Here is a 23,399-nt window from a genome sequence, read left to right on the forward strand (position 1 = left end):
TCTTTAATTCAAGGACCATATGGCATATCCCCTTGCCGGGGCTTTAAGTGCTACAGCTCCTGAATTATTTGTAGAAATTCCCGTAGTAATGCTCCCCGAATAATCATGAAGGGTTTTACCGATCCAAGGCGTAGTGACTGTTCGTGTATTTTGTGATGCCTTACGATTTATATAAATCATCAACCCTGGATTTGCACCTTCGCCTTCACGCAAAGCAATATATTCGTCATTATTTGAAAATAATACTGACAGTGCTCCTACGGCTAGGGTTCTATTAATATATATTAGCGTATTCAGCTTTTCCTTGAATTCGATATTTTCATAATCGGAATAAAAAATTGTAGGATAGCCGGGGTGTGTAAGAATATAGGCGTAGGCATAAAGTTTATCGCTCTCTTTAATCACAGGCTCCCTGTCCGTATCATGGTTTGCCACAAAGGTCACTGCTTTATCAGGATTGGTCTTCCAGAGCATATCCCCTGTTTCAAGAATACCAAGATTATTCTGTTGAAACGCATCCTTCAATTGAAATAGACAGGGAAAATCGAAGGCGTTACTACCCGACCCTGTCATCCATTGTCGAACCAAATCGGCATTACCGTCGTAATATTCGCCTACCGACCATCCTCCAACTTCATCTATCCATGCCTTAACAAATTCTGCGTTAAAACTTTTGACATAATCAAATCGCCAACCATCAAAACCTACGGTATTCTTATAATATTTCGCAACGGAATTCTCATTTTTCCAAAATCCATTTTGCACATTGGGCTGTTGATGACATAAGTCCTGTTCCTCGAAAAACAAAGCAGATTCATCCATGGAGTGAAGACTATTCGGGTGATAATCCTCATAATTTCTATTGAATATCCCGGAGGCATTTCCATTTGTTTGATTGAACAGGGTATACGTATCCTTATCGCGATAAGGATTATACTGCAAACCCCCTCCACTATTGTGACCCATTACAATATCTGCGATGACCTCTATACTATTGCTATGGGCCTTAGCGATTAGATTTTCCAGCTCCGTTCTTGACCCAAAGCGGGTTTTTGTAGTGCCATGTTGAAAATATTCCCCAAAATCATAATAGTCCGAAGGGTCATAACCCATTGAATATCCTCCAGAATGCCCTTTGGATGCAGGTGGCAACCAAATTCGATCTACTCCTGCAGCAGCCCATGCATCGGTTTTATCGGCTATATTGTCCCACCATTCAAACCTGGGTTCAACATCCCAGTAAAAGGCCTGCATTAGCACCCCTCTTCCGTTTAAATAGATGGACAAGTCCTTCCCTTTTGAAATTGGTCCTATATCCATGTCTTCCGTATTATCTTTTTTAGAACAAGAAAAGATTGTTGCATTTGCCAAAATCGAAATAAGCAATAGCTTTATGTAATATCGTTTTGGAAAAGTCATTCTTCGAGAATTAATTCATTGTTAATTGGTCAAAGTTAGTGATCCTTTATCTTTAAGCACCTTTTTTTTATAATATATGGTTTGATAATTAAATGTGTAAAACTGGGATCAAAAAACTAGAATTGCCTACTTTTGGTCCCTATCAAAAAACACAGGAAATGAAAAGATACCTTGCTCTAATTTGTTTATTAATTTCGGGGTATTCAACGGCACAGGATGATGATGTTTTAAAAACCTACATAAGCCATTCCATCAATGAACTAAGGGAATTCGTGGCCATACCCAACGATGCCTTGGAACATGCCGATATCAATAGAAACCTAACTTGGTTAACCAAAAAATTCAACGAAAGGGGATTCAATTCCTCTATTTTACCCACCGAGGGGGAATCCTTGTTTTTTGCGGCATTACCGATGGAGGACAATAAACCGACGCTTCTTTTCTATATGCATCTTGATGGGCAATCCGTCGACCCCACCCGATGGGATCAACCGGACCCTTATAACATCGTTTTAAAATCAGAAGATGGGAATGGATGGAAGACCCAATCTTTTGACAGTTTAGCAAATAACCTAAATTATGATTGGCGCCTTTTCGGGCGTTCAACTTCAGATGACAAAGGCCCTATAGTGATGTTTTTGAACGCCATTGACCTTTTGAAACGGAACAATGTAACACTTCCGTATAATGTAAAAGTTATTTTGGATAGCGAGGAGGAAAAGGGAAGCCGCCCCCTTCCTAAGGCTGTTAAGGAATATCGCGATTTATTGAAAGCTGATTTCTTGGTCATCAACGATGGTCCGGTCCATGTTTCGGGCAAACCCACCGTTGTGTACGGTTGTAGAGGCATCACAACGATTACCTTGACCACACACGGTCCCCAAAAACCCCAACACAGTGGCCATTATGGCAATTATGCCCCTAATCCCGGTTTTCAATTGGCACAACTGTTGGCCAGTATGAAAGATGCCGATGGCAAGGTGCTGATCAATGGGTATTATGACGGAATAACGCTGGATGCACCTACCATGGAGATTCTAAAAAATGTTCCTGATGACGCTGCGACCATCAATGGGAGCCTGGCCATAAAAACACCGGAAAAAGTGGGTGGTTTTTATCAAGAGTCCCTACAATATCCTTCCTTAAATATAAGAGGTTTGGGTTCTGGATGGATCGGTGAAAAAGCACGGACCATTGTTCCCGAAAGTGCCACGGCCGAAATCGATATGCGATTGGTTCCCGAATCCGATGGGAATAGATTGAAAGACCTGGTGAAAGCCCATATCCAGAATCAAGGATTCTTCATCATGGATTCCATTCCGACCAAGGCGGAACGCATGGCCCATGAAAAAATCATCACCATAAACGAAGGATCTGTAACCAATGCCTTTAGAACCGATTTGGATAACCCGTATGGGGATTTTTTGGTCAATGTATTAAAGGATTCTTTTGGGGAAGATGTAGTGCAAATACGGATCATGGGCGGTACCGTGCCTGTAGCCTCCTTTATCAACGAATTACAGATTCCGGCTTTTATTGTTCCCATGGTCAATGCCGACAACAACCAGCATAGTCCCAACGAAAATCTGAAAATCGGCCAAATTGCCTATGGCATTAAAGCGTTTTATGGAATACTCAGCACCAAAATGAATTGATCTCACCTTGAATCCAATTCATGTCATCTTAACATTCCCTAACAAAGTTTTACGACGTTCTTAACGGAGATTGTGTCCTTCCTTCCTTATATTAAGGTTGAACCTAAAAAACTAAAAATAATGGGAATAATCAAAGACAATAAAAAATTTAAAAGAAAAGTAGAACAAACAAATCCGACCAACCCTACGGGTAATACGGGTATCGATACCAATACATTTGATATTGACGAAATGACGATAAAAAAGCAACAGAACAAAAAATAGGGTTTATAACCCTGCGCGGTTTCGAAGACCTCGCAATATTGAACCCGAAGTGAACATTTTAGACCTACATGTTGATTACAACGTGTAGGTCTTTTTTATATACAAGAATATTAAGCCGAATTTCTACTGGCGTTGATATTACCATAAAGAGATCTCGTAACTATTTTCTCATAGACTTCCTTATAAGCCGTCTTTTGCCCTATTTTCTGAAGGGCATATTGCTGGATTACCAAAAGAGGAAGCACAATGTTTTCCCTAATCTGAATCGATTCCCGCGATGTGGCTTCATTTTCCATTAAGACTTCGGTACCGGAAATCAACAATAACATTTCTTTGGAAAGCTGGTACTCTTCATACAGAATATTCCAAAAACCACCATATTTAGCATCCTCCTTCATATAGCTTGTCAGTTCAAAATAGCATTTGGTGAGCGACATCATACTGTTATGCATCAATGCTTTAAAAAAGGGAACTTCCCTGTACATTTTCTTCAATTCCCTCAATCGTCCGGAATCCCGAATCGTTTTAATGGCCGTACCGATACCAAAATAACCGGGCACATTTTGCTTCAATTGGCTCCATGAACCTACAAAGGAGATGGCCCTAAGATCACTTAAGGTCAACTGTTTTTTATTCCCTCTTTTACCAGGCCTACTACCAATATTGGCTTTTTGATAGTATTTAAGGGTGCTCCGATTTTCCAAGTAAGGGATAAACATTTCATGGTTTTTCAACGCATCATATTTCACATAGCTCAAATCGGACAGTTCCTCCAAGAGTTTTCGATGTTCCTTGGAAATCACATTTTCTTTACCGAATAGGTTGTTCGACAAACCTGCAGTCAACAATTGTTCGCTATTGTGCATAAACTGTTCCTTGGTACCATAGGTACTTGTAATGGTCTGCCCTTGAATGGTGAGCTGTATCTCATTGTTCGCAATATCCTTGGTCTGTGCTGCATAGAAACGATGGGTCTTGCCACCCCCACGAGCTGGCGGTCCACCCCTACCATCAAAAAACAAGGCCTTTATTTGGTTCTTTTTACACACTTTGGAGAGCTGTTCCTTGGTCTTTAAAATTGACCAGTTGGCCTTGACATATCCCCCATCCTTGGTGCCATCGGAAAAGCCCAGCATCATTGTTTGACTCTCTTTTCGCTGTTCTAAATGCTTTCGATACTCAGGGAGGTCAAATAAGAATTGCATAATTCCCTCGGCTTCTGCCATACCGTTCATCGTTTCGAATAGCGGGACAATATCAAAGGAGATGCCATCATCTTTCCAACCACACCATCGAAACAAGCCATAAACAAACAATACGGAAAAGATATCCTCGGAATTACTGATAATATATCTATTACAGCCTTCTTCCCCATTTTTAGTTTGTATTTCCTTCAATTGGGAAATATTCAAAAGGGTATCCTTTACAATGTCCTTATAGTCCTTTGGATCTGCCTTGATTTTTTTCTGAACCAATAGCTTTACCAAATCGGCCTTTTTCAATTCCTGGATACTTTCTTTTATGAACCCGTTCTTCTTTAATATGGTTTCAACAACCAATACATGTTGGCTATGGTCCTGCCGTATATCCAGTGTTGCGAAATGTGTCTTAAAAATCTTTACCTTATCAATAAAATGATCCAACTTACCCAGATATAATCCATGATAGTCTTTTATCAAAACGTCACGCATGGTCATTAAAGGGTTGATGATCTCCTGGTAGGAGATACTATTTTCAGGATTGAACATTGCCGAATAAAGCTGATTGCGCAATACCTTCAGAGGACCCTGCACTTCCTTAAACGTAAGTTTTTGTTGAAGGAATTTAAGATCGTTATAATAACATTTCATTAGATTGAGCCGAAGCTCATCCGCAACATTCTTGGTTATTTCAGCGGTTACGAATGGGTTGCCATCCCTATCACCTCCAGGCCAAAACCCGAGTTTCATGATGTTGTGGTTCTCAAAATCATCATTATCTATATTCTCTTTGATGTATGCATATAAATCCCCCATGGCATCATAGTAGACATGCCTTAGGATATAAATGATGTTTTTGGCCTCGTCCAACGGCGTTGGCTTTTGGCTGTTTATCAATGAAGTAAGGCCCAATTGCTGCAAGGTGACATCGATATCATCGATTTTATTTTCCAAGATAAGTAAACGCAGGTCGTTCATGATATCAAGTACGGCCGGGGTATAAAATTGGGTCGGATGTGCCGTAAGTACGATCCTAGCGCTAAAGTTCGATAGTTTTTCGGCCACTTTGTCCCAACTTTTGGTCTTGTTCACCAGTTGAAAATAATCCTTGATGGAAAGTGAATCGCTATGTTCCTGAAGTTTGGGAAATGCCGCATCTTCAACACTATCGTACAAAACAACCTGTCGCTCAACATATTGGATAATACGGAACATAAAATCGATTTGATCCTTTTCGTCTTCTATCATCACATAATTCTTGAAGAACGATTCCAAAATGTTTTGGGGATTAAGACCTTGGTTAAGCCCTTGTACAGATTGATGGTGTAACAGTGGGACCACCATACCCACGTTCTCTATATTCCTATAGGGAAGATTCAGAAATAGGCTATTGTACACGTTGAACTTATTCTGAACCGATTTTTTAAATTCCTCTAATCTTTCTGTTTGATGCATAACCTTTTACGAATGTATCCCCATTTAAAAGGGGTTGTGGATTTCCCTAACTTAATATTTTGGCAAATATCGACATAATCACTAAACCAATATTTACATATTTAATCAACTAACAAAATAAGCTACTGACATTACAAAACCAACAGTTCCCCTAAATAAATAATGTGGGGCACACAACAGGATGTCCTAAAAATATGGCCCATACTGTAGTACCCTATAATCCAGGGTATTGAACCCGGGGTTTTTGGCTTTCAATTCCTTATAATCCAATAGGCTCCCCACAGCGCGATTGGCCGCACCAGAAGGGGCAGTCAATGAGACGGTTTGTATTGTTCTTTGGGGATCTAAATCTGAAGGCAGCTTAAATTGATGGATCCGTGGTACATGATCATTGACCAGCTCCAACGTTATCTTGTTCAGTTTTAAATGTTGGCGAAAAAAATATTCCGGTCCATTTTTACTGTTCCCACCGGTAAACAACAACGTTTGTACCTTCTCGTATTGTCGTAGATAACCTATAAGATTTCTAAGTTTTATGTTTTTCATCCCCAAATCAGAGGCATCGATTTTGGAACGCTCGGCACTTTGCACTATATCACATATCCCTATCTTACTTCGGATCAAAAACCGCTTTCGTTGTTCTATGGCTTCCAACGTTGTTTCAAACTTTAACTCTAAATTGAATAGTTGATCAAGGATGGGCCATAGCTGGCCGTCCCGACTCCCGTAGCAAAAGTCCACATCCCGATCTTTCAATACGCCAATCGTAAACCTTGGTGGAGGCAAGGTGCCTACGATCAACTTCGTGACTTCCTTAAAAAGAAAGGGTTCATAAGGATGGGTATGTAAAAACAAATGGTATATGTTTTATTTAGACAAAAAAAAGTTTAAACCTCAAATATACATTTTTGAAATGTCGGAAAACTACAGTTACCATTTCTTTTAAAATGAGTAACTTTAAGGATAATAAATATTCAATATATGGGAAAAGGTGACAAAAAATCGAGAAGGGGAAAAATAGCCAACAATTCATATGGCGCAAGAAGACCTCGAAAAATAAAAAAACGACCTACCGTCGAAGAAAAAATCGATATCAAGAAAAAGAAATAGCCCTTAGTCGATAACGAAATTCAAGGAGACGTTTCCTCCTTCGTCTATCCCTATTTCATAGGTGTAGTATCCGAGGAACAAAGGAGTTTCCCCAACGAAGTCGATAGGTTGCATCACATAGGTTTCCCCATCAGTCGAAATATTGATATAGGCATAGCTATATGCCGTTTCGTATTCCAAATAGTCTGAGTAGGAATCAGGGGCAACGTTGGTATGAACCATCCCATCACCACCTACCTGAATCGTATCAAAATGAACTGAGCTCACATTTTTTACCCGGATCTGTATTCCGTTCAATTCATCATCACGATCGGAACAGCCCAAAATGAAGACAAACACACTAATAGTTACAAAAAGGAGACGTTTCATACTTGTTTTTTTATAGAATACTGTATGGTTAAAACGGCCAAAATGAAGAAATATTCTATCGAATAAAAACCGGCTCGTTTTCTTTTAACGTATGTTCCTTGCTAAAGAGATAACCATCTTCATTAAAAGCACATAAATCCTTTAAAGTTTTTACATCATGATCCAAAATATACCGGACCATCGATCCCCTTGCCTTTTTCGCGAAAAAACTAATGATTTTTAATTTGTCGTTTTTCCAATCCTTGAAAACCGGGGTTATTACGGGTACTTTAAGCTTTTTTTCGTCAATGGCCCCGAAATATTCCTTGCTGGCCAAATTTATGAACAACTCCTTATCCTTCAATTCGGCATTCAAATGGTCGGTCAATTCCTTTTTCCAAAACTCGTAAAGGTTTTTTTTACGCCCAATTTTCAATGTGGTTCCCATTTCGAGACGATAGGGTTGGATCAGGTCCATTGGTTTCAGAATCCCGTACAGCCCTGACAATATTCTCAGTTTATCCTGCAGTTTATCCAACTTTTCCTCAGGAATCGTATAGGCATCCAATCCTTGATAGACATCCCCATTGAAGGCATATATGGCCGGTCTTGCATTTGAAGGCTCAAATGGAATGGCAAATTTCTGATTGCGCTCCCAATTTAGTTCCGCAAGCTGATCCGATATATCCATTAATTTGGCCAGTGCTCTAGGTTTCTTTTTAGCCAGCACCTTGTTCAATTTTTGGGCCTGTTCTAAAAATCGGGGTTGGGAATATCTCACGGAAGGCAATTCGCTCTCAAAATCCAGCGATTTTGCCGGGGAAATAACAATTTTCATAAGACTGCTTTTGAAGTATAAAAATATAAAGGAAAACCATACTAACCCACCTGCTTGGGCAAGTAGTTTCTTATAACTGTATTATCGAAATTTATTCTTGTTTACTATGCTTGGCATACTCTTGCCATTTTGAGATACAGGCTGCCATATCCTCAGGGATTTCAGAATCAAATCTCATGTGTTCACCCGTCGCGGGGTGCACAAATCCCAAAGTTTTGGCATGTAGGGCCTGTCTTGGGAGGATTTTAAAGGCATTTTCGACGAATTGTTTGTATTTCGTGAATGTGGTGCCCTTCAATATTTTATCACCACCATAGCGTTCATCGTTAAAAAGGGTATGCCCGATATATTTCATATGCGCCCTGATTTGATGTGTGCGCCCAGTTTCCAATTTACAGGACAGCAAGGTAACATACCCCAAACGCTCCAAAACGGTATAATGCGTGACCGCATCCTTACCCTCGTCTCCTTCAGGAAAAACTTGCATTTGCAACCTGTTTTTCGGATTTCGACCAATATGGCCCTCTATAGTTCCTTGATCGTTCTCAACATTTCCCCAAACCAAGGCCACATACTCACGCTCCGAGGTTTTGTCAAAAAACTGTTTCGCCAAGTGTGTCATACCCGCTTCTGTTTTGGCGACCACCAAAAGTCCTGAAGTATCCTTATCGATACGATGCACCAATCCAGGTCGTTCATTATCATTTTTAGGTAGATCCTTAATGTGGTACAATAAGGCATTAATCAGGGTTCCAGAGTAATTGCCGTGTCCCGGATGTACCACCATCCCAGGTTGTTTATTGACGACCAAAAGTGTTTCGTCTTCATAAACAATATCAATGGGTATATCCTCTGGTATTAGTAAAAGCTCGTGCGGTGGGTGCTCAAAAAGCACTTTAACCTCATCCCCGGCTTTCACCTTGTAGTTTTGTTTTACAATGGTATCATTGACCCAAATATGGCCATCCTTTGCAACTTGTTGAATTTTGTTGCGCGTGGAATTCTCAATGAAATTCATCAAAAATTTGTCAACCCTTAGCGGCTCTTGACCTTTTGAAGCGACGAACTTATGGTGTTCATATAGCTCTTCTTCATTAGGCTCTTGTTGTTGTGGACCCATATTTTATTCAGAATCGGCCTTTATCTGGGCCCGATCGGGTATGGTGCCATTACCACACACCAATTCCAATTTGGAGGTTTTAGGCAGTTTTTCGCCCGGATTAATATTCTTGCCCTTATACTTGATATAGTAGACCATATCTTTCCCTAATTCATCGATATAGGTCACGCGTTGCACATCGAGGCCAACGGCCTTTAACATAGAGGTGGCATTGCGTTGGGTAACTTGGATGATTTTGGGTACGGTGACCTTTTTATATCCTGAGGGATTCACCGTCAAATATATTTTGCGATTCTCCTTGACCTTGCTCCCTGCCTTGGGATCCTGTTCAATAATCGAAAACCTAGGATAGTCAGGATTGAAATTGGCCGAATCCAAAACCTCAAAGCGTAACTTAGCTTCTTCAACAGCCTTACGCATATCCATCACCGACATTTTCGCAAAATCAGGTACCTCGATATACTCCCCATGGTTTGTGGTATTGTTCAACCACCGTAAAGCCACGAAGACTAAAATAACCGACACCAAGACGGCCAAACCCAGTTGTATCAATAAAGTACGACTTCGTAAAAAGTTGAAAAAATTTCTCATCGCGAATAAAAGTTGCCACAAATATAGGAAATGAGGTAAAACTTTAGGCGACCACATTCCCAAATGTTGGTTAAAGAATGTAACGCAACTTGAAACTTGACCATAACTTCAAAAAAAAAACCATGGGACCCATTGAAACCCATGGCTTTTTCTTTACTTTGAATCTAGAAAGGTGCATTACTATCAATTGACCAAAGTATGCTATGAAAAAAAAAGTGGCCATAATCATGGGCGGCTATTCCAGCGAGTACAAAATTTCACTCAAAAGTGGGAATGTTGTTCATTCCTATTTGAACAATACTACCATTGAAAGCTATCGAATCCATATTTTTAAGGATAAATGGGTATATGTAGATGAGAATGAAAGGGAATATGCGGTGAACAAGGATGATTTCACCGTGAATGTCGATAAAAAAACATTAAGGTTTGATTGTGTTTTCAATGCCATTCATGGCACCCCTGGTGAAGATGGTTTAATGCAGGCCTACTTTCAATTGCTCGAGATTCCACAAACTTCCTGTAATTACTATCAAGCAGCTTTGACCTTCAATAAGAGGGATTTATTAAGTGTTTTAAAACCTTACGGGATTAAATCGGCCCCATCCTTTTATTTAAATTATGGCGATGAGATCAATGAGGATGCCATCGTTGACCGCGTAGGATTGCCTTGTTTTGTAAAGGCCAACAAAGCGGGTAGTAGTTTTGGCATATCCAAAGTATTCAAAAAGGAGGACCTGAAAGTAGCTATTGAACTGGCTTATAAAGAGGACAATGAAATCATCATAGAGGGGTTCCTGAACGGTACGGAGGTTTCAGTTGGGGTTATCAAATATAAAGGCAAAACCAAGGTTTTACCTATTACCGAGATCGTTACCGAGAATGAATTTTTTGACTATGAGGCCAAATATGAAGGAAAGTCCCAAGAAATCACCCCTGCCAGAATCACCCCAAAACAAGAAAAGAACGTTCGAGAGGTCGCGGCATACGCCTATGATATCCTAAAGATGAACGGCTTCTCACGCAGCGAATTCATTTTTATGGGAGATGAACCCTACATGCTCGAAATGAACACCACTCCGGGTCTTACCACAGAAAGTATCTTACCACAACAGGCGATAAAGGCAGGAATATCGCTTTCAGACCTGTTTGAGAACGCTATCTTGGAAGTATTGCCAAAAAACCCATAACTTTAGCCCATGAGACGCGCAATTTTCCCTGGTTCCTTCGACCCACTAACCTTGGGGCACCATGATATCATCACGAGAGGCATCACACTATTTGATGAACTTATTATTGCTGTTGGCGTCAATGCCGACAAGAAATATATGTTTACCCTTGAGCAACGTCTCGAGTTTATTACCAAGGCATTTATCACGGAACCGAGAATTAAGGTCCTTACCTACGAAGGGCTGACCGTGGACTTTTGTGAAAAGATAAATGCCGGTTTTATTTTACGGGGGTTGAGAAACCCTGGGGATTTTGAGTTCGAAAAGGCCATTGCGCATACTAACCGTAAGCTTTCAGAAATTGAGACCGTTTTCTTATTAACCTCGTCGGGCAAATCTTTTATCAGTTCTTCCATTGTAAGGGATGTTATTAGAAATGGTGGGGATTATTCTATCTTGGTACCCGATACTGTAAGGGTCTAACCCTACTATCTGTTGAGTTTTAAGGGCACCGATTTCTTATTCATACAAAGAATCGAGCATCTTATTTGTCAGTTTTTTCTTCTTTTTGTCGTTCTTTTTTCATGTTTCATACTGTCTAAATACTGTATCACAACTACTATGGCCCAATTCACAACAAAGCTTTAGCATTCTTCGATAATACATCTACATTCGTAAGAAATTACATCAGCATGATTAAGGAGACGCCGGTAGGAATTAATAATTATTTGATAAAACAGCTGCCAAACGCCACTGTTTTTTTGAATAAGAAATTAGAAGTTGTTCATGTTTCCGATAAATGGATCCAGGATTTCGAGTTGATAAATGATAATGTTATCGGCAAGAAAATAAGCGAACTCTTTAACAATATGGGTAAAGTTTGGCTAAGGAATTTGAAAGAATGTCTAAAGGGAAACCGAAGTGAACCTACCAAAGAAATTCATTGCACTGCGGAAAATAAGGAAAAAAGGGTTGAATGGACCAATGTTCCTTGGTACGACGAAGAAGAGAACATTATAGGAATCATTGTACAAACAGTGGATATTTCAAAAAAGGTACTAGGTGAATTGAAATTGGAAAAATTAACATCACTGCTATCAGGGAAATCGGAGATTTCTAAAATTGGCACCTGGGAATATGATATCGTAAAAGATAGTATTCATTGGTGTGAAATGACCAAAAAAATTCACGAGGTACCAGAGGATTTTATACCGAGTGTGGAGACTTCGATTGGTTTTTACAAACTCGGTTATAGTCGAAACACTATTTCCATGGCTTTCAATAATGTGATGCAATTCGGTAAGCCTTGGAATGAAAAACTTCAGATAATCACTGCAAAAGGGAATGAAAAATGGGTTAGTGCAACTGGAAAGCCCATTTTTGACCATGATAAGTTGATTGGTCTCATTGGCACCTTTCAAGACATTACTGAACAAATATTGTCAGAAACGAAAATAAAGGAAAGTGAACAGTTACTTAAAACATTAATTGACAATCTTCCCATAAACGTCTATATCAAAGACATTGAATCAAGGAAAATCCTGGTCAATAAAGCAGAATGTGACTTCGCAGGAGTGGATAGTCCCAATGATATTTTGGGTAAAAATGACTTTGATATCTATGACAAAGAAACGGCCCAAACTTTTAGGGACGAAGATTTAGAAGTGATAAATACCTTAAAACCTATTTTAGGCAGAGAGAGTACATGCAAAGCCAAGGATGGTTCCCTAACTTCAATTTTGGTGTCAAAGATACCTTTGTTCAATGCGAAAAATGAGATAGAGGGTATTGTTGGCATGTCTTTGGACATTACTGAAATGCGAAAAGCACAAAGAAAACTTGAAGAAAAAGAACGGAATTTTAGAAGTATTTTCAATTCATCCTACCAGTTTACGGGTATTCTCGATATCGACGGAACTTTTATCGAAATAAATGAAACGGCTTTGGGTTTCACAAATGTCACTGCTGAAGAGATTATCGGTAAAAAATTCTGGGAAACCACGTGGTGGCCCCAGACAGAAGCTATAAAACAGTCACTTAAAAAAACCATTAAAGCTGCGACCAAAGGAAAATTCTATCGAAATGAAGTTGAGGTTTACGACAAAAACAAAAATAAGATCCCCGTCGACTTTTCATTAAAACCTATTTACAATGATAAGAACAAGGTAGTTTCCCTATTGGCCGAAGGCCGAATGATCACGGAAATGGTTGCGGCCCGAGAAAAAATAAAGGAAAGTGAGTTAAAATTCAGGACACTTTATGAAATGTCGCCAGTAAGTTTTGTACTGTATGATTTTGAAACCAGTAAAATAATCGATTTCAATCCTGCTTTCGAACGCACATTCGGATATGGCAAAAGAAGTGTCAAAAATATTGATTTTTGGGCCCTCTTTAATGACAGAAACAAATATTATAGGGAACAGATCAATAATGACCTTGAAACCAAAGGTACTTTTGGACCATTTGGTGAAAAACTGATACACAAAAATGGTGTTGAATATTCAGTTATAATTAATAAATCACTGATTATCAATAAAAAAGGAGAAAAACAGGTTTGGACGATCATTCAAGATATTTCTGAATCCGAAGAGAAAGAAAGACAAATTCGCGAAGAACGCAAATTGCTCAAAACGGTTATTGATAATTTACCTTTAAACGTCTATATAAAAGATGAACAATCAAGGAAGATCTTGGTCAATAAAGCCGAATGCGATTACCTAGGCGTTGAAAATGCTGAAGAAATTCTAGGTAAAAGTGACTTTGATCTTTATGATAAGGAAATTGCCCAAGTATCCCGTGATGAGGATTTACGGGTAATGATATCCTTAAAACCGATTTTGGGGGCCGAGACCATCAATAAAAAGAAAGATGGCACGATTACCACTTTCTTAACCTCAAAGATTCCTTTAAAAGGCGAAGATGGAAATGCTTATGGGTTGGTAGGTATAAGTCTGGACATTTCTGAATTAAAACAGAAGGAGCAGGAACTAAGAAGCCTTATCAATGTTACCTCATTACAAAACAAAAAACTACTGAATTTTGCCCACATCGTATCCCATAATCTAAGATCCCACTCTGCCAATTTCTCAATGTTGTTAGAATTCTTGGTCAACGAAAAAAATGAGGGTGAGAAGAAAAATATTCTAAAAATGCTGGTCGATGCTTCAAATAATTTACTTGAAACCTTAGAAAACCTTAATGAGGTCCTGGCAATCAGTACTAAGGTGAATTTAAAGAAGTCATCAGTTAACCTGAATCAAAATATCAACAAAATCAAACAAAACCTTTCTTCACTTCTTAAAAACAATAAAGTTAAAATCATCAATACCATATCAGATGAAGTTTGTGTACCGGCAGTACCGGCTTATACTGAAAGTATATTGACCAATTTTATTACCAATGCCATAAAATTCAAATCTATTGAACGGGATCCCGTAATCAAGTTAAGCGTTACGAAAAACGATGGCTATACAATTTTAAGTTTTGAAGATAATGGACTTGGTATCGACTTAAATAAATATGGGGATAAATTATTCGGGATGTACAAAACGTTTCATGATAATCCCGATGCAAGAGGTATTGGATTATACTTGTCAAAAAACCAAATCGAAGCCATGAACGGGAAAATGACGGTTACTAGCAAGGTAGGTGTCGGAACAACTTTTAATATTTATTTCAATGAAGAAAATTAATTCCATATATATCGTTGATGATGATCCGATAACCGTTTTCGGTATTCGTAAAATGTTGGATACCGCCATCGAATTCAATTCGATCAGTACTTTTGGTAATGGCAAGCTCGCCATTAACGGCATAAAAGAAACGTTGCACACCGCAGACCCCATTCCAGAAGTTATTTTCTTGGATTTAAACATGCCTATTATGGACGGCTGGCAGTTCTTGGAAGAATTCATCGAACTACCTATAACTGATAAAATAATCATCAACATTGTTACTTCCTCCATCGACCCGGCTGATTATGATAACTGGGAGCTTTATAAACATAAAACCCATCATTTGATTCGATTCAACAATAAACCTATAACCAAAGCGAAAATAATCGAAATCACAAAACCTGTGGAATAAAAACGGTCATAGGTTAAAGAAAAAAATGCTGTTTCATTCACCAAACAAAGATCTGATATTGATATACGAATTGGCAAGTGCTTTTTTTATCTTTTTAGGGCCTTTCCATTTCACTTTTACGATGCCCTCGCTTTCTTGGCCTTTTAATTTACCTTCATAGGAAGTTTTCATGGCAAACCAATGTACTTCCTTTAATTTGTACTTTCCGTTGCGTTTAAAGATATGATAGGTCGTTTTTAGGAAATTTTCTATTTGGAGTTTTTTTACGCCGGTTTCCTCCTCTACTTCCCGAAGCGCACATTCCTCAATAGTTTCCCCTTTATCCAACTTACCCTTGGGTAGGTCCCATTTATCATTCCGGTAAATGAAAAGCACTTTTCCCTTTTCATTGGTCACTACCCCACCTCCGGCGACTTCCTTGGGAATCGTCTTGCAGAATTTTTTAAGAAGTTCTTCATGGTTGGGGTGGTATATATAGGCTTCGGTCAACTTTTTCCGTGCCAAGGCATTGATTGCTTCATGCACGGCATCGCCATTCAATAAGAAGTACTTGCTGTTTGAGATTTCCGATAGTTCATTTGTTAAAATCAGAGGTAGTTCTTTAACAAAAACTTTATACATTTGTGAAATGGTTTTAGATAAAAACACGGCAAAAAAAACTGCAGAGCTTCTGCTGCAAATTAATGCAATAAAGTTGAAACCGGAAAATCCATTTACTTGGGCCTCTGGATGGAAATCACCGATCTATTGCGATAATAGGATTATTTTATCTTATCCCCACATAAGAAATTTTGTAAGGGAAGAAATGGCCAAGCAGGTGGAAAGCCTTTATGGCAAACCTGATGTCATTGCTGGAGTGGCCACCGGGGCTATAGGAATCGGAGTCTTAGTAGCCGATTATCTGGGATTGCCATTCATCTATGTTCGCCCAGAACCAAAATCACATGGTCGCCAGAACCAAATTGAAGGGCTTCTCGAACATGGTCAGCATGTAGTGGTCATAGAAGATTTGATCAGTACGGGCAAAAGTAGCCTAAATGCAGTGGATGCCCTAACATTGGCTGGCGCAAACATCAAAGGGATGTTGGCCATATTTACGTATGGTTTTGATGTCGCTACCACAAATTTCAAAAAAAAGGAACTTGAACTACATACCTTATCTGACTATGCCCATCTAGTAGATCAGGCTTCAGAAACAGGATATATCAAGGAACAACAAATGAACACCTTATTGGAATGGCGCAAAGATCCGTCCCAATGGAACCGATAATAGGATACCATGTATATAGAAACTCCAAAAAACACCATCGATAAAAGTGCAAAGGAAGTATATGATTTTCTTACGGATCTTAAGAACTTCGAAAAACTAATGCCCGATAATATTGATAAGTTCGAGATAATCAACGAGGATCGATTTCTTTTTGCCCTTAAAGGAATGCCTCAAATCGTATTGCAACGACAAGAACAAGATCCCTACACTAAAATCGTATTGGGAGCTGCCAGCGATAAATTACCTTTTATCCTGACAGCGACTATCGAGGCAATTGAAGAAGATACCTGTGAAGTGATCTTGAGTTTCAACGGGGAGTTCAATGCCATGATGGCCATGATGATCAAAACACCCATCTCAAATTTCATGCGAACCCTTACCGAAAATCTAGCTGCTATTCAATAGCCTAATAAAGCAGGTTTATTTCTTTCATGTTATATTCCTTTAGAATGCCATCCTCAAGGGCAACGACCAATTTTCCCTGAAAGGATACCCCTCGAATAAACCCCATGAACATGTGCCCGTTGACATCTGTGAATGTTGAAGGTTTATCCTTTCTAAAAAGGATACTTTCATAGTGCTCCCAGATTACTTCAATCCCTTTTTGTTCAATGTTCATAAAAGAATCCTTCAATGCATGCTGCAGTAGTCGCAATAATTCATCCAGATCAAAAACGCTTCCGGTCAATAATCTGAGTGATGAAACATTGGGGAGGTTCAGGAATTTTTCTTGGTTAACATTCAACCCGATTCCAATAACAGAGGAAAGCATTCTCGACCCTGAAAAATTATTTTCAATCAATATTCCACAGACCTTGAAATGACCTGACATAATGTCGTTTGGCCATTTAACCCGTAAATCGGGTATGTTCAATGATTTCAATGCCTTAAAAACGGCTAGGGAAACACAGATATTCACTAAAAAAGGGTCGGTGAATAGGTCTGAATTTAATTTTTTCAAGATACTGAACGTTAGGTTTTTAAGCGGTTCAGATTCCCATGTAGTACCCATTTGGCCTCTTCCAAGGGTCTGGGAATCGGCCACCACAATCGACAAATCATCCATGGATCTTTTGTTCATTAAATCCTTTAAGTATAGGTTTGTAGAGTGCGTGGCATTAAGTTTGATTATCTGCATGTATCACCTTTAAAAAAGATTAACCTTCTATTGTTAAAATTTTTAAGGATAAAAGAACAAAAAAATAATAACTTTGTACAAATTAAAAATATTGAATGCAGAAAAGGAAAGCTAGTGCAGATGAGTTAATTGCATTAATTTTACAGGGAATCGAAGAAGTAAAAGGGCACGATATAAGTATACTTGATCTGAGAGAAATTGAAAACACAGTTTGTGACTACTTTATTATATGCAATGGTACTTCCAATACACATGTGAATGCCATAGTAGGTTCAATCCAAAAAACAGTTAGCAAGGCTATCAAAGACAAACCTTGGCATGTTGAAGGTGAAGGCAATGCCGAATGGGTTTTAATGGATTATGTAAATGTAGTGGTACATGTCTTCCAAAAACATATTAGAGAATACTACGATATTGAAGGACTTTGGGGTGATGCCAAGTTCACCACGGTAGAAAGTAGTATAAATCAGTAAAAAAAAATAATGGCTAAAGATAACAATACAACTCCCAAAAAACCAAAATTCAGTTCATGGTGGATCTATGGACTCATAGCAATATTTTTGATTGGGTTTCAGTTCATTGGTGGAGGCAACCTTGCCAATACAAAAAAAACAACTACCTCTGAACTCCAGGAATATCTGAGGAATGGTGATATCAGTAAGATATTGATTATTACCAATACTAACCAGGCCAAGGTGTTTCTGACCGATGAAGCCTTGAATAAAGAAGTGCATAAGGATGTTGCGGAAAAACCAATGTTGCCCAGTACAGGAGCCATACCGCAATATATTTTGGATTATGGGGATCTTCAGATTTTCCAAAACGAAATCACGGAAATAAAAAAAGAGCAAAATCTTGATACGATCGTTGAGTTCGATAAAGAATCGAATTATTTGGGCGATCTATTATTGGGCATACTTCCCTTTGTATTGATTATCGGTATTTGGATTTATCTCATGCGACGTATGTCGGGTGGTGGTGGTGGCGGTGCCGGTGGCCAGATTTTCAATATCGGCAAATCGAAAGCCAAACTGTTCGACGAAAAGACAGATACCCGTACTTCTTTTAAGGATGTCGCTGGCTTAGAAGGTGCCAAGGAGGAAGTCGAGGAAATCGTGGAATTTTTAAGGCATCCTGATAAATATACGTCCTTGGGAGGAAAAATTCCTAAAGGCGCCTTGTTGGTTGGCCCTCCGGGGACAGGTAAAACGCTATTGGCAAAAGCCGTTGCAGGCGAGGCCAAGGTTCCCTTCTTCTCGCTATCTGGCTCAGACTTTGTGGAAATGTTCGTAGGGGTTGGCGCTTCTAGGGTACGTGACCTCTTCAAACAAGCCAAAGACAAATCACCCGCCATCATATTCATAGATGAGATCGATGCCATCGGTAGGGCAAGGGGCAAGAACAACTTCACTGGATCTAATGATGAACGTGAAAATACCTTAAACCAGTTGTTGACAGAAATGGATGGTTTTGGCACAAATACCAATGTAATAGTACTAGCGGCCACGAACCGGGCAGATGTTTTGGACAAAGCCTTAATGCGTGCCGGTCGTTTCGATAGACAGATTTATGTGGATCTGCCAGACATACGGGAACGTAAGGAAATATTCGAAGTGCATTTAAGGCCGATTAAAACTGCGGAAACATTGGATTTGGATTTCTTGGCCAGACAAACCCCAGGGTTTTCCGGGGCCGATATCGCAAATGTTTGTAATGAAGCTGCTTTGATTGCCGCACGACAAGAGAAAAAGGCAGTTGGCAAACAAGATTTCTTGGATGCAGTAGATCGTATTGTTGGAGGATTAGAGAAAAAGAACAAAATCATTACGGTTGGTGAGAAAAAAACCATCGCATATCACGAAGCAGGTCATGCCACAACGAGTTGGATGCTGGAACATGCTGCTCCCTTGGTTAAAGTCACTATCGTACCTCGAGGACAGTCTTTAGGTGCTGCCTGGTACCTACCGGAAGAACGCCTTATTGTCCGTCCCGAGCAGATGTTGGATGAAATGTGCGCTACCTTAGGTGGTAGAGCGGCTGAAAAAGTGATTTTCAACCAAATCTCAACTGGTGCTTTGAGTGATCTTGAAAAAGTCACCAAACAGGCACGAGCCATGGTAACCGTTTATGGTCTAAATGATCAAATAGGAAATCTTACCTATTATGACTCCTCCGGACAAAATGAATATGGGTTCACGAAACCCTATAGTGAGGAGACGGCCCAAAAAATTGACACCGAGATTTCAAAGATGATTGAAGAGCAATATCTAAGAGCCATCGATGTTTTGGAAAAGAACAAGGATAAGCTCATTGAATTGGCTGAACGGCTTCTGGAAAAAGAGGTGATTTTCAAAGAAGATCTAGAAAAGATTTTCGGGAAAAGACCCTTTGACAAACATTTTGATGGGAAGGGACAGGAAATAACCGAAGAACAAGCCGAAACAGCTAAAAAAGAAGCTGAACTGAAGGAAAAAGCAGAAAAAGTCGTTAAAGCCAAGAAAAAAGAGAAAGAGAAAAAAGAAGGTATTTCCAAGCTCAAAGAGAAAGAGAAAAAAGAAAATAAATAAACACGATTTACGTTGTCTTAACTGTAAGAACACGCAGTAAGACGCTTTAATTTAGTTAATGGGGCTATTTGACAAACTTTTCGGAGGCGGCAAAAAAAAGGTTTCGAAGGAAACCGCGGAAACCCGTGGGGTTCATATGCCTGATCTTAATATTCCTGTTGATGAAAAATTCACCATCCATTTTAAAAAGAACGGTGGAAAGTTCATCTATTGCGATTCTTTTCAAGAAATATCAGAAGCCCTACATAATATTGTCAAAGAGAACAGTTGGGAAAACCATCCGTTCTTTGCGATGAACCCCATGTTAGAGGATAGGTTTTCCAAAGAGCATATCACGTTTACCCATAAGACCCAGGAAAGCGAGGTATTCTTCACAACTTGTGAGCATCTGATAGCCCAGAATGGTTCTATCTTGGTTTGTTCCAATCAATTGATGGAAAAAAAGCTTCATGAACTCCCTGCCAATGTCATTGTTTTTGCAACCACGAGCCAATTGGTGGAATCCATTGGAGAGGGACTCAAGAAAATAAAGAAAACATATGGCCATAATATTCCGGCCAACATTACCACCCTCAAACACTTTCAGGCTACCAACGAAAATTCAGATGATTTCTTGACATATGGTAGTAGTTCCAAAAATCTGTATCTTTTACTTTTGGAAGATCTATAATATGAAAGAAGTAATTAGAAGGGCACTTTCTGGGGCGGTTTATATCATACTCTTACTTTCTGCGGTATTCTTGAGTTCAGATGCCTTTGATTTTTTGTTCATGACCTTTGGTCTGGCCTGTCTATATGAATATAAAAGGCTCGTACATCTTAAAGGGTACCATGTTTTTATTGCCTATTTGGCCCTATGGTGGGGCTTTATTTACCTGGTTAATGATCGATGGTTGATCCATATTCTCATGTTTCTGACCATATCAACGAATATAGCCCTGCTTTTTTTTCTCTTTTCGAAGAAAAAGAAACCATTTAGAGTCTATCAAAAGTTTATCATCGGTTTATTCTATATTGGGGGTGGTTGCATATTTCTTACCATGATCCCTTATAAGAACAATGATTTCGCCAAATTGCTGATCATGGGAATTTTTATCCTAATTTGGATCAATGATTCTTTTGCCTATTTGGTGGGCAGTACCTTAGGGCGCAACAAATTGTTCCCAGCGGTGTCACCAAAAAAGACCATTGAGGGTACTTTGGGCGGATTTGTCTTTACGGCCATAGCCGCCTATTTCCTAGGCAGGTACGAACCCATCATAGGTCCTATGCAATGGATGATATTGGCAGGTGTAATCGTATTGTTTGGAACGCTGGGTGATTTGATAGAATCGAAATTAAAAAGGTCTGCTGGGGTAAAGGATAGCGGAGCCATAATACCGGGTCATGGTGGTATGCTCGACCGTTTGGACAGTATGGTATTTGCCGCGCCCTTTGCCTATTTAACATTAAATATTTTCGCTTATGTTTCATAAAGAAGGGCAAACCATTATACTGACGACCTTTGCTCTGGTTGTTATTATTGTTTTGCTATCGGAATTCTATCTTATGAACCAGTGGTTGCGCTGGGCTCTGCAAATTAGCTCGGTGGTTGTACTGGTGTTGATTCTTCAATTTTTCAGGAATCCGAAAAGAAGTACCAACAATCTTTTTGATGAAATACTGGCACCTGTAGATGGTAAGGTCGTCGTCATTGAAGAAGTTTTTGAAACTGAGTATTTTAATGAGAAGAGAATGCAGGTCTCTATATTCATGTCCCCTTTCAACGTTCATGTAACTCGCTATCCCATCAGTGGCACCATCAAATATTCCAAATACCATCCTGGAAAGTACCTGGTGGCTTGGCACCCCAAATCGAGTACCGATAATGAGCGTACCACTGTCGTGATCAACACGCCCAAATTTGGTGAAATCCTTTACCGGCAAATTGCCGGGGCCATGGCCAGACGTATCGTTAATTACGCTGAAGAAGGTGAAAGTGTGCACCAAGGGGAAGATTCAGGTTTTATTAAATTTGGTTCTAGGGTCGACTTATTATTACCTTTGGATTGTGGCATTGCAGTAAAGCTAGATCAAAAGGTGGTCGGTGCCAAAACGTGTATTGCTACCTATCTTAACAAGAATGAAGAAAGAGACCTTATCTAAAAAATTTGAGGAAGCCGTGGCAGTGGTCAACAATTATACGGAACCACTACCTGCCGACCTCTTGTTAAAATTGTATGCCTATTATAAGATTGCGAACAAGAATTACAATAATCCCGGAAGCAAGACTCCATTGATCAATGCGTTCAAGGCCAATGCTTTGATCCAGGCCCAGAACATTGGCCGTGAAGATGCGATGAAATCCTATATCGCCTTGGTGAAAAAAGAAATAAAAAAATGATGGGTATCCTTACCTATTCATAAAGATCGTCTTGATCGGCTTTACAGAGTTCAAAAATAAAGTTTCCAATTTTACGGGTAACATCGGTAAAATATCGTTCCCCTTTTTCCTTGGTAGATTTCATGGGGTCACCAACACCGGTATCCTCACTGATCTCGGACCATTTTCGTTCAGCCCATACCCATCCTTCAGCGAAGGATTTTATTTTATACCCTTTGGATGCTCCCCTACCCCAATCGCTCTTCGGAAGTACTAACGCTGGCTTAAGGTAAAGCATTAAACTGGTTTCCATTTCATCGGCATGGTCACCCTCATTATCAAAATATTCGGTCTTATCCATCGATTGGAACCAATTCGAAAAACATAGGAACATTTCAGGGAACCTCAATCCCAATTCCCTGACCAAAGGTTTAAAATTGTTGCCCCCATGACTGTTGAATATGAGTAATTTCTTGATGCCTTGCCGGTTGAGCACCGTAACGACATCTGTCAATATGGCCAATTGCGTACTTGGGTTCAGATTAATATCGAGATAAATATCCGATTGTCCGGTATTCACACCAAATGGGATTGTCGGCAATACGATGACCTTACCCCCCTGCTCCCAAGCAATCCTTGCCGATTCAGCAGCCAGGGAGTCACTCTCATAGACGTCGGTGGCATAAGGCAAATGATAATTATGTGCCTCGGTTGCCCCCCACGGCAAAACAGCCAAATCAAAATGGGCGTCCTTGAGTGCTTTCCAGTTGGTTTCGGCCAATATATAGGGTCTCATAGCATTTTATGTTTA

The 23,399-nt window shown here is 39.5% G+C and carries 25 protein-coding genes; 15 read left to right on the forward strand and 10 right to left on the reverse strand.

Features of this window, described 5'->3' with window-relative positions:
• Positions 1 to 3: 3 nt before the first annotated feature.
• On the reverse strand, positions 4 to 1,419 hold the full coding sequence (locus WBM98_RS06735) for an alpha-amylase (RefSeq protein ID WP_424365256.1): 1,416 nt from the start codon (positions 1,417 to 1,419) through the stop codon (positions 4 to 6).
• A gap of 158 nt (positions 1,420 to 1,577) precedes the next feature.
• Between WBM98_RS06735 and WBM98_RS06740 the strand changes: the two genes are divergently transcribed.
• Positions 1,578 to 3,074, forward strand: coding sequence for a M20/M25/M40 family metallo-hydrolase (locus WBM98_RS06740; RefSeq protein WP_424365257.1), 1,497 nt, complete (start codon positions 1,578 to 1,580; stop codon positions 3,072 to 3,074).
• 120 nt (positions 3,075 to 3,194) lie between these two features.
• Positions 3,195 to 3,338, forward strand: coding sequence for a hypothetical protein (locus WBM98_RS06745; protein WP_424365258.1), 144 nt, complete (start codon positions 3,195 to 3,197; stop codon positions 3,336 to 3,338).
• Between the two features lie 110 nt (positions 3,339 to 3,448).
• Here the strand turns inward: WBM98_RS06745 and WBM98_RS06750 are convergent, their stop codons facing one another.
• Both WBM98_RS06750 and WBM98_RS06755 read right to left on the reverse strand, forming a co-directional pair.
• Positions 3,449 to 5,992 carry a phosphoenolpyruvate carboxylase gene (locus tag WBM98_RS06750; protein WP_424365259.1) on the reverse strand — a complete coding sequence of 848 codons (2,544 nt, stop codon included), beginning with the start codon at positions 5,990 to 5,992 and terminating at the stop codon, positions 3,449 to 3,451.
• A 186-nt stretch (positions 5,993 to 6,178) separates the two neighbouring features.
• Positions 6,179 to 6,847: a uracil-DNA glycosylase family protein gene (locus WBM98_RS06755; protein WP_424365260.1), complete on the reverse strand. Its 669-nt coding sequence runs from the start codon at positions 6,845 to 6,847 to the stop codon at positions 6,179 to 6,181.
• A 126-nt stretch (positions 6,848 to 6,973) separates the two neighbouring features.
• Here WBM98_RS06755 and WBM98_RS06760 point away from each other — a divergent pair, with 126 nt between their 5' ends.
• Positions 6,974 to 7,102: a 30S ribosomal protein THX gene (locus tag WBM98_RS06760; protein WP_188315505.1), complete on the forward strand. Its 129-nt coding sequence runs from the start codon at positions 6,974 to 6,976 to the stop codon at positions 7,100 to 7,102.
• 3 nt (positions 7,103 to 7,105) lie between these two features.
• Here WBM98_RS06760 and WBM98_RS06765 read toward each other — a convergent pair whose 3' ends face one another.
• From WBM98_RS06765 to WBM98_RS06780, 4 genes are all read right to left on the reverse strand, one after another.
• Positions 7,106 to 7,471 carry a hypothetical protein gene (locus WBM98_RS06765; protein ID WP_424365261.1) on the reverse strand — a complete coding sequence of 122 codons (366 nt, stop codon included), beginning with the start codon at positions 7,469 to 7,471 and terminating at the stop codon, positions 7,106 to 7,108.
• 55 nt (positions 7,472 to 7,526) lie between these two features.
• Positions 7,527 to 8,288 (reverse strand): peroxide stress protein YaaA, encoded by a 762-nt coding sequence (gene yaaA / locus WBM98_RS06770; RefSeq protein ID WP_424365262.1) that lies wholly within the window; start codon positions 8,286 to 8,288, stop codon positions 7,527 to 7,529.
• A 91-nt stretch (positions 8,289 to 8,379) separates the two neighbouring features.
• On the reverse strand, positions 8,380 to 9,408 hold the full coding sequence (locus WBM98_RS06775) for an RluA family pseudouridine synthase (protein ID WP_424365263.1): 1,029 nt from the start codon (positions 9,406 to 9,408) through the stop codon (positions 8,380 to 8,382).
• A 3-nt stretch (positions 9,409 to 9,411) separates the two neighbouring features.
• Positions 9,412 to 9,999, reverse strand: a complete 588-nt coding sequence (locus tag WBM98_RS06780) for a PASTA domain-containing protein (protein ID WP_424365264.1) — start codon at positions 9,997 to 9,999, stop codon at positions 9,412 to 9,414.
• A gap of 203 nt (positions 10,000 to 10,202) precedes the next feature.
• Here WBM98_RS06780 and WBM98_RS06785 point away from each other — a divergent pair, with 203 nt between their 5' ends.
• From WBM98_RS06785 to WBM98_RS06800, 4 genes are all read left to right on the forward strand, one after another.
• Complete coding sequence (locus WBM98_RS06785) at positions 10,203 to 11,186, forward strand: D-alanine--D-alanine ligase (protein ID WP_424365265.1); 984 nt, start codon at positions 10,203 to 10,205, stop codon at positions 11,184 to 11,186.
• A gap of 9 nt (positions 11,187 to 11,195) precedes the next feature.
• Positions 11,196 to 11,648 carry a pantetheine-phosphate adenylyltransferase gene (gene coaD, locus WBM98_RS06790; RefSeq protein ID WP_424365266.1) on the forward strand — a complete coding sequence of 151 codons (453 nt, stop codon included), beginning with the start codon at positions 11,196 to 11,198 and terminating at the stop codon, positions 11,646 to 11,648.
• 209 nt (positions 11,649 to 11,857) lie between these two features.
• A complete protein-coding gene (locus tag WBM98_RS06795) occupies positions 11,858 to 14,857 on the forward strand; it encodes a PAS domain S-box protein (protein WP_424365267.1) in 3,000 nt (999 codons plus the stop codon).
• The gene (locus tag WBM98_RS06800; protein ID WP_424365268.1) at positions 14,844 to 15,251 is read left to right on the forward strand and encodes a response regulator transcription factor; all 408 of its coding nucleotides are present in this window, start codon (positions 14,844 to 14,846) and stop codon (positions 15,249 to 15,251) included. Before WBM98_RS06795 ends, WBM98_RS06800 begins: the two co-directional genes overlap by 14 nt.
• Before the next feature lie 33 nt (positions 15,252 to 15,284).
• Here WBM98_RS06800 and WBM98_RS06805 read toward each other — a convergent pair whose 3' ends face one another.
• On the reverse strand, positions 15,285 to 15,872 hold the full coding sequence (locus WBM98_RS06805; RefSeq protein ID WP_424365269.1) for an NUDIX hydrolase: 588 nt from the start codon (positions 15,870 to 15,872) through the stop codon (positions 15,285 to 15,287).
• 7 nt (positions 15,873 to 15,879) lie between these two features.
• On the opposite strand from WBM98_RS06805, the gene pyrE reads away from it, so the two are divergent.
• Together pyrE and WBM98_RS06815 are read left to right on the forward strand one after the other, a co-directional pair.
• Entirely contained in the window at positions 15,880 to 16,521 is a 642-nt protein-coding gene (gene pyrE, locus WBM98_RS06810) for an orotate phosphoribosyltransferase (RefSeq protein ID WP_424365270.1), read from the forward strand.
• A gap of 9 nt (positions 16,522 to 16,530) precedes the next feature.
• Positions 16,531 to 16,926: an SRPBCC family protein gene (locus WBM98_RS06815; RefSeq protein ID WP_424365271.1), complete on the forward strand. Its 396-nt coding sequence runs from the start codon at positions 16,531 to 16,533 to the stop codon at positions 16,924 to 16,926.
• A gap of 1 nt (position 16,927) precedes the next feature.
• Here the strand turns inward: WBM98_RS06815 and WBM98_RS06820 are convergent, their stop codons facing one another.
• On the reverse strand, positions 16,928 to 17,659 hold the full coding sequence (locus tag WBM98_RS06820) for a biotin--[acetyl-CoA-carboxylase] ligase (RefSeq protein ID WP_424365272.1): 732 nt from the start codon (positions 17,657 to 17,659) through the stop codon (positions 16,928 to 16,930).
• A 95-nt stretch (positions 17,660 to 17,754) separates the two neighbouring features.
• Between WBM98_RS06820 and rsfS the strand changes: the two genes are divergently transcribed.
• The 6 genes from rsfS to WBM98_RS06850 are packed head-to-tail and all read left to right on the forward strand — an operon-like array spanning position 17,755 to position 22,609.
• Positions 17,755 to 18,132, forward strand: a complete 378-nt coding sequence (rsfS, locus tag WBM98_RS06825) for a ribosome silencing factor (protein WP_424365273.1) — start codon at positions 17,755 to 17,757, stop codon at positions 18,130 to 18,132.
• A gap of 9 nt (positions 18,133 to 18,141) precedes the next feature.
• Positions 18,142 to 20,226: an ATP-dependent zinc metalloprotease FtsH gene (ftsH, locus tag WBM98_RS06830; protein ID WP_424365275.1), complete on the forward strand. Its 2,085-nt coding sequence runs from the start codon at positions 18,142 to 18,144 to the stop codon at positions 20,224 to 20,226.
• A gap of 58 nt (positions 20,227 to 20,284) precedes the next feature.
• A complete protein-coding gene (locus tag WBM98_RS06835) occupies positions 20,285 to 20,896 on the forward strand; it encodes an LUD domain-containing protein (RefSeq protein ID WP_424365276.1) in 612 nt (203 codons plus the stop codon).
• A 1-nt stretch (position 20,897) separates the two neighbouring features.
• Positions 20,898 to 21,701, forward strand: coding sequence for a phosphatidate cytidylyltransferase (locus WBM98_RS06840; RefSeq protein WP_424365277.1), 804 nt, complete (start codon positions 20,898 to 20,900; stop codon positions 21,699 to 21,701).
• Entirely contained in the window at positions 21,691 to 22,371 is a 681-nt protein-coding gene (locus tag WBM98_RS06845) for a phosphatidylserine decarboxylase family protein (protein ID WP_424365278.1), read from the forward strand. The genes WBM98_RS06840 and WBM98_RS06845 overlap by 11 nt, the downstream gene beginning before the upstream one ends.
• Positions 22,349 to 22,609: an acyl-CoA-binding protein gene (locus WBM98_RS06850; RefSeq protein WP_424365279.1), complete on the forward strand. Its 261-nt coding sequence runs from the start codon at positions 22,349 to 22,351 to the stop codon at positions 22,607 to 22,609. Before WBM98_RS06845 ends, WBM98_RS06850 begins: the two co-directional genes overlap by 23 nt.
• A gap of 13 nt (positions 22,610 to 22,622) precedes the next feature.
• On the opposite strand, the gene WBM98_RS06855 is transcribed toward WBM98_RS06850, so the two are convergent.
• Positions 22,623 to 23,384, reverse strand: a complete 762-nt coding sequence (locus WBM98_RS06855; RefSeq protein ID WP_424365280.1) for a creatininase family protein — start codon at positions 23,382 to 23,384, stop codon at positions 22,623 to 22,625.
• Between the last annotated feature and the right edge of the window lie 15 nt (positions 23,385 to 23,399).

Source organism: Maribacter sp., from assembly GCF_049667165.1.
Lineage (GTDB): Bacteria > Bacteroidota > Bacteroidia > Flavobacteriales > Flavobacteriaceae > Maribacter_A.

What these genes read in the sequence shown, in the direction of transcription:
- WBM98_RS06735 (WP_424365256.1), bottom strand. Translation starts at nt 1,419, where the DNA reads ATGACTTTTCCAAAACGATATTACATAAAGCTATTGCTTATTTCGATT.
- WBM98_RS06740 (WP_424365257.1), top strand. Translation starts at nt 1,578, where the DNA reads ATGAAAAGATACCTTGCTCTAATTTGTTTATTAATTTCGGGGTATTCA.
- WBM98_RS06745 (WP_424365258.1), top strand. Translation starts at nt 3,195, where the DNA reads ATGGGAATAATCAAAGACAATAAAAAATTTAAAAGAAAAGTAGAACAA.
- WBM98_RS06750 (WP_424365259.1), bottom strand. Translation starts at nt 5,992, where the DNA reads ATGCATCAAACAGAAAGATTAGAGGAATTTAAAAAATCGGTTCAGAAT.
- WBM98_RS06760 (WP_188315505.1), top strand. Translation starts at nt 6,974, where the DNA reads ATGGGAAAAGGTGACAAAAAATCGAGAAGGGGAAAAATAGCCAACAAT.
- WBM98_RS06765 (WP_424365261.1), bottom strand. Translation starts at nt 7,471, where the DNA reads ATGAAACGTCTCCTTTTTGTAACTATTAGTGTGTTTGTCTTCATTTTG.
- yaaA (WP_424365262.1), bottom strand. Translation starts at nt 8,288, where the DNA reads ATGAAAATTGTTATTTCCCCGGCAAAATCGCTGGATTTTGAGAGCGAA.
- WBM98_RS06775 (WP_424365263.1), bottom strand. Translation starts at nt 9,408, where the DNA reads ATGGGTCCACAACAACAAGAGCCTAATGAAGAAGAGCTATATGAACAC.
- WBM98_RS06780 (WP_424365264.1), bottom strand. Translation starts at nt 9,999, where the DNA reads ATGAGAAATTTTTTCAACTTTTTACGAAGTCGTACTTTATTGATACAA.
- WBM98_RS06785 (WP_424365265.1), top strand. Translation starts at nt 10,203, where the DNA reads ATGAAAAAAAAAGTGGCCATAATCATGGGCGGCTATTCCAGCGAGTAC.
- coaD (WP_424365266.1), top strand. Translation starts at nt 11,196, where the DNA reads ATGAGACGCGCAATTTTCCCTGGTTCCTTCGACCCACTAACCTTGGGG.
- WBM98_RS06795 (WP_424365267.1), top strand. Translation starts at nt 11,858, where the DNA reads ATGATTAAGGAGACGCCGGTAGGAATTAATAATTATTTGATAAAACAG.
- WBM98_RS06800 (WP_424365268.1), top strand. Translation starts at nt 14,844, where the DNA reads ATGAAGAAAATTAATTCCATATATATCGTTGATGATGATCCGATAACC.
- WBM98_RS06805 (WP_424365269.1), bottom strand. Translation starts at nt 15,872, where the DNA reads ATGTATAAAGTTTTTGTTAAAGAACTACCTCTGATTTTAACAAATGAA.
- pyrE (WP_424365270.1), top strand. Translation starts at nt 15,880, where the DNA reads ATGGTTTTAGATAAAAACACGGCAAAAAAAACTGCAGAGCTTCTGCTG.
- WBM98_RS06815 (WP_424365271.1), top strand. Translation starts at nt 16,531, where the DNA reads ATGTATATAGAAACTCCAAAAAACACCATCGATAAAAGTGCAAAGGAA.
- WBM98_RS06820 (WP_424365272.1), bottom strand. Translation starts at nt 17,659, where the DNA reads ATGCAGATAATCAAACTTAATGCCACGCACTCTACAAACCTATACTTA.
- rsfS (WP_424365273.1), top strand. Translation starts at nt 17,755, where the DNA reads ATGCAGAAAAGGAAAGCTAGTGCAGATGAGTTAATTGCATTAATTTTA.
- ftsH (WP_424365275.1), top strand. Translation starts at nt 18,142, where the DNA reads ATGGCTAAAGATAACAATACAACTCCCAAAAAACCAAAATTCAGTTCA.
- WBM98_RS06835 (WP_424365276.1), top strand. Translation starts at nt 20,285, where the DNA reads ATGGGGCTATTTGACAAACTTTTCGGAGGCGGCAAAAAAAAGGTTTCG.
- WBM98_RS06840 (WP_424365277.1), top strand. Translation starts at nt 20,898, where the DNA reads ATGAAAGAAGTAATTAGAAGGGCACTTTCTGGGGCGGTTTATATCATA.
- WBM98_RS06845 (WP_424365278.1), top strand. Translation starts at nt 21,691, where the DNA reads ATGTTTCATAAAGAAGGGCAAACCATTATACTGACGACCTTTGCTCTG.
- WBM98_RS06850 (WP_424365279.1), top strand. Translation starts at nt 22,349, where the DNA reads ATGAAGAAAGAGACCTTATCTAAAAAATTTGAGGAAGCCGTGGCAGTG.
- WBM98_RS06855 (WP_424365280.1), bottom strand. Translation starts at nt 23,384, where the DNA reads ATGAGACCCTATATATTGGCCGAAACCAACTGGAAAGCACTCAAGGAC.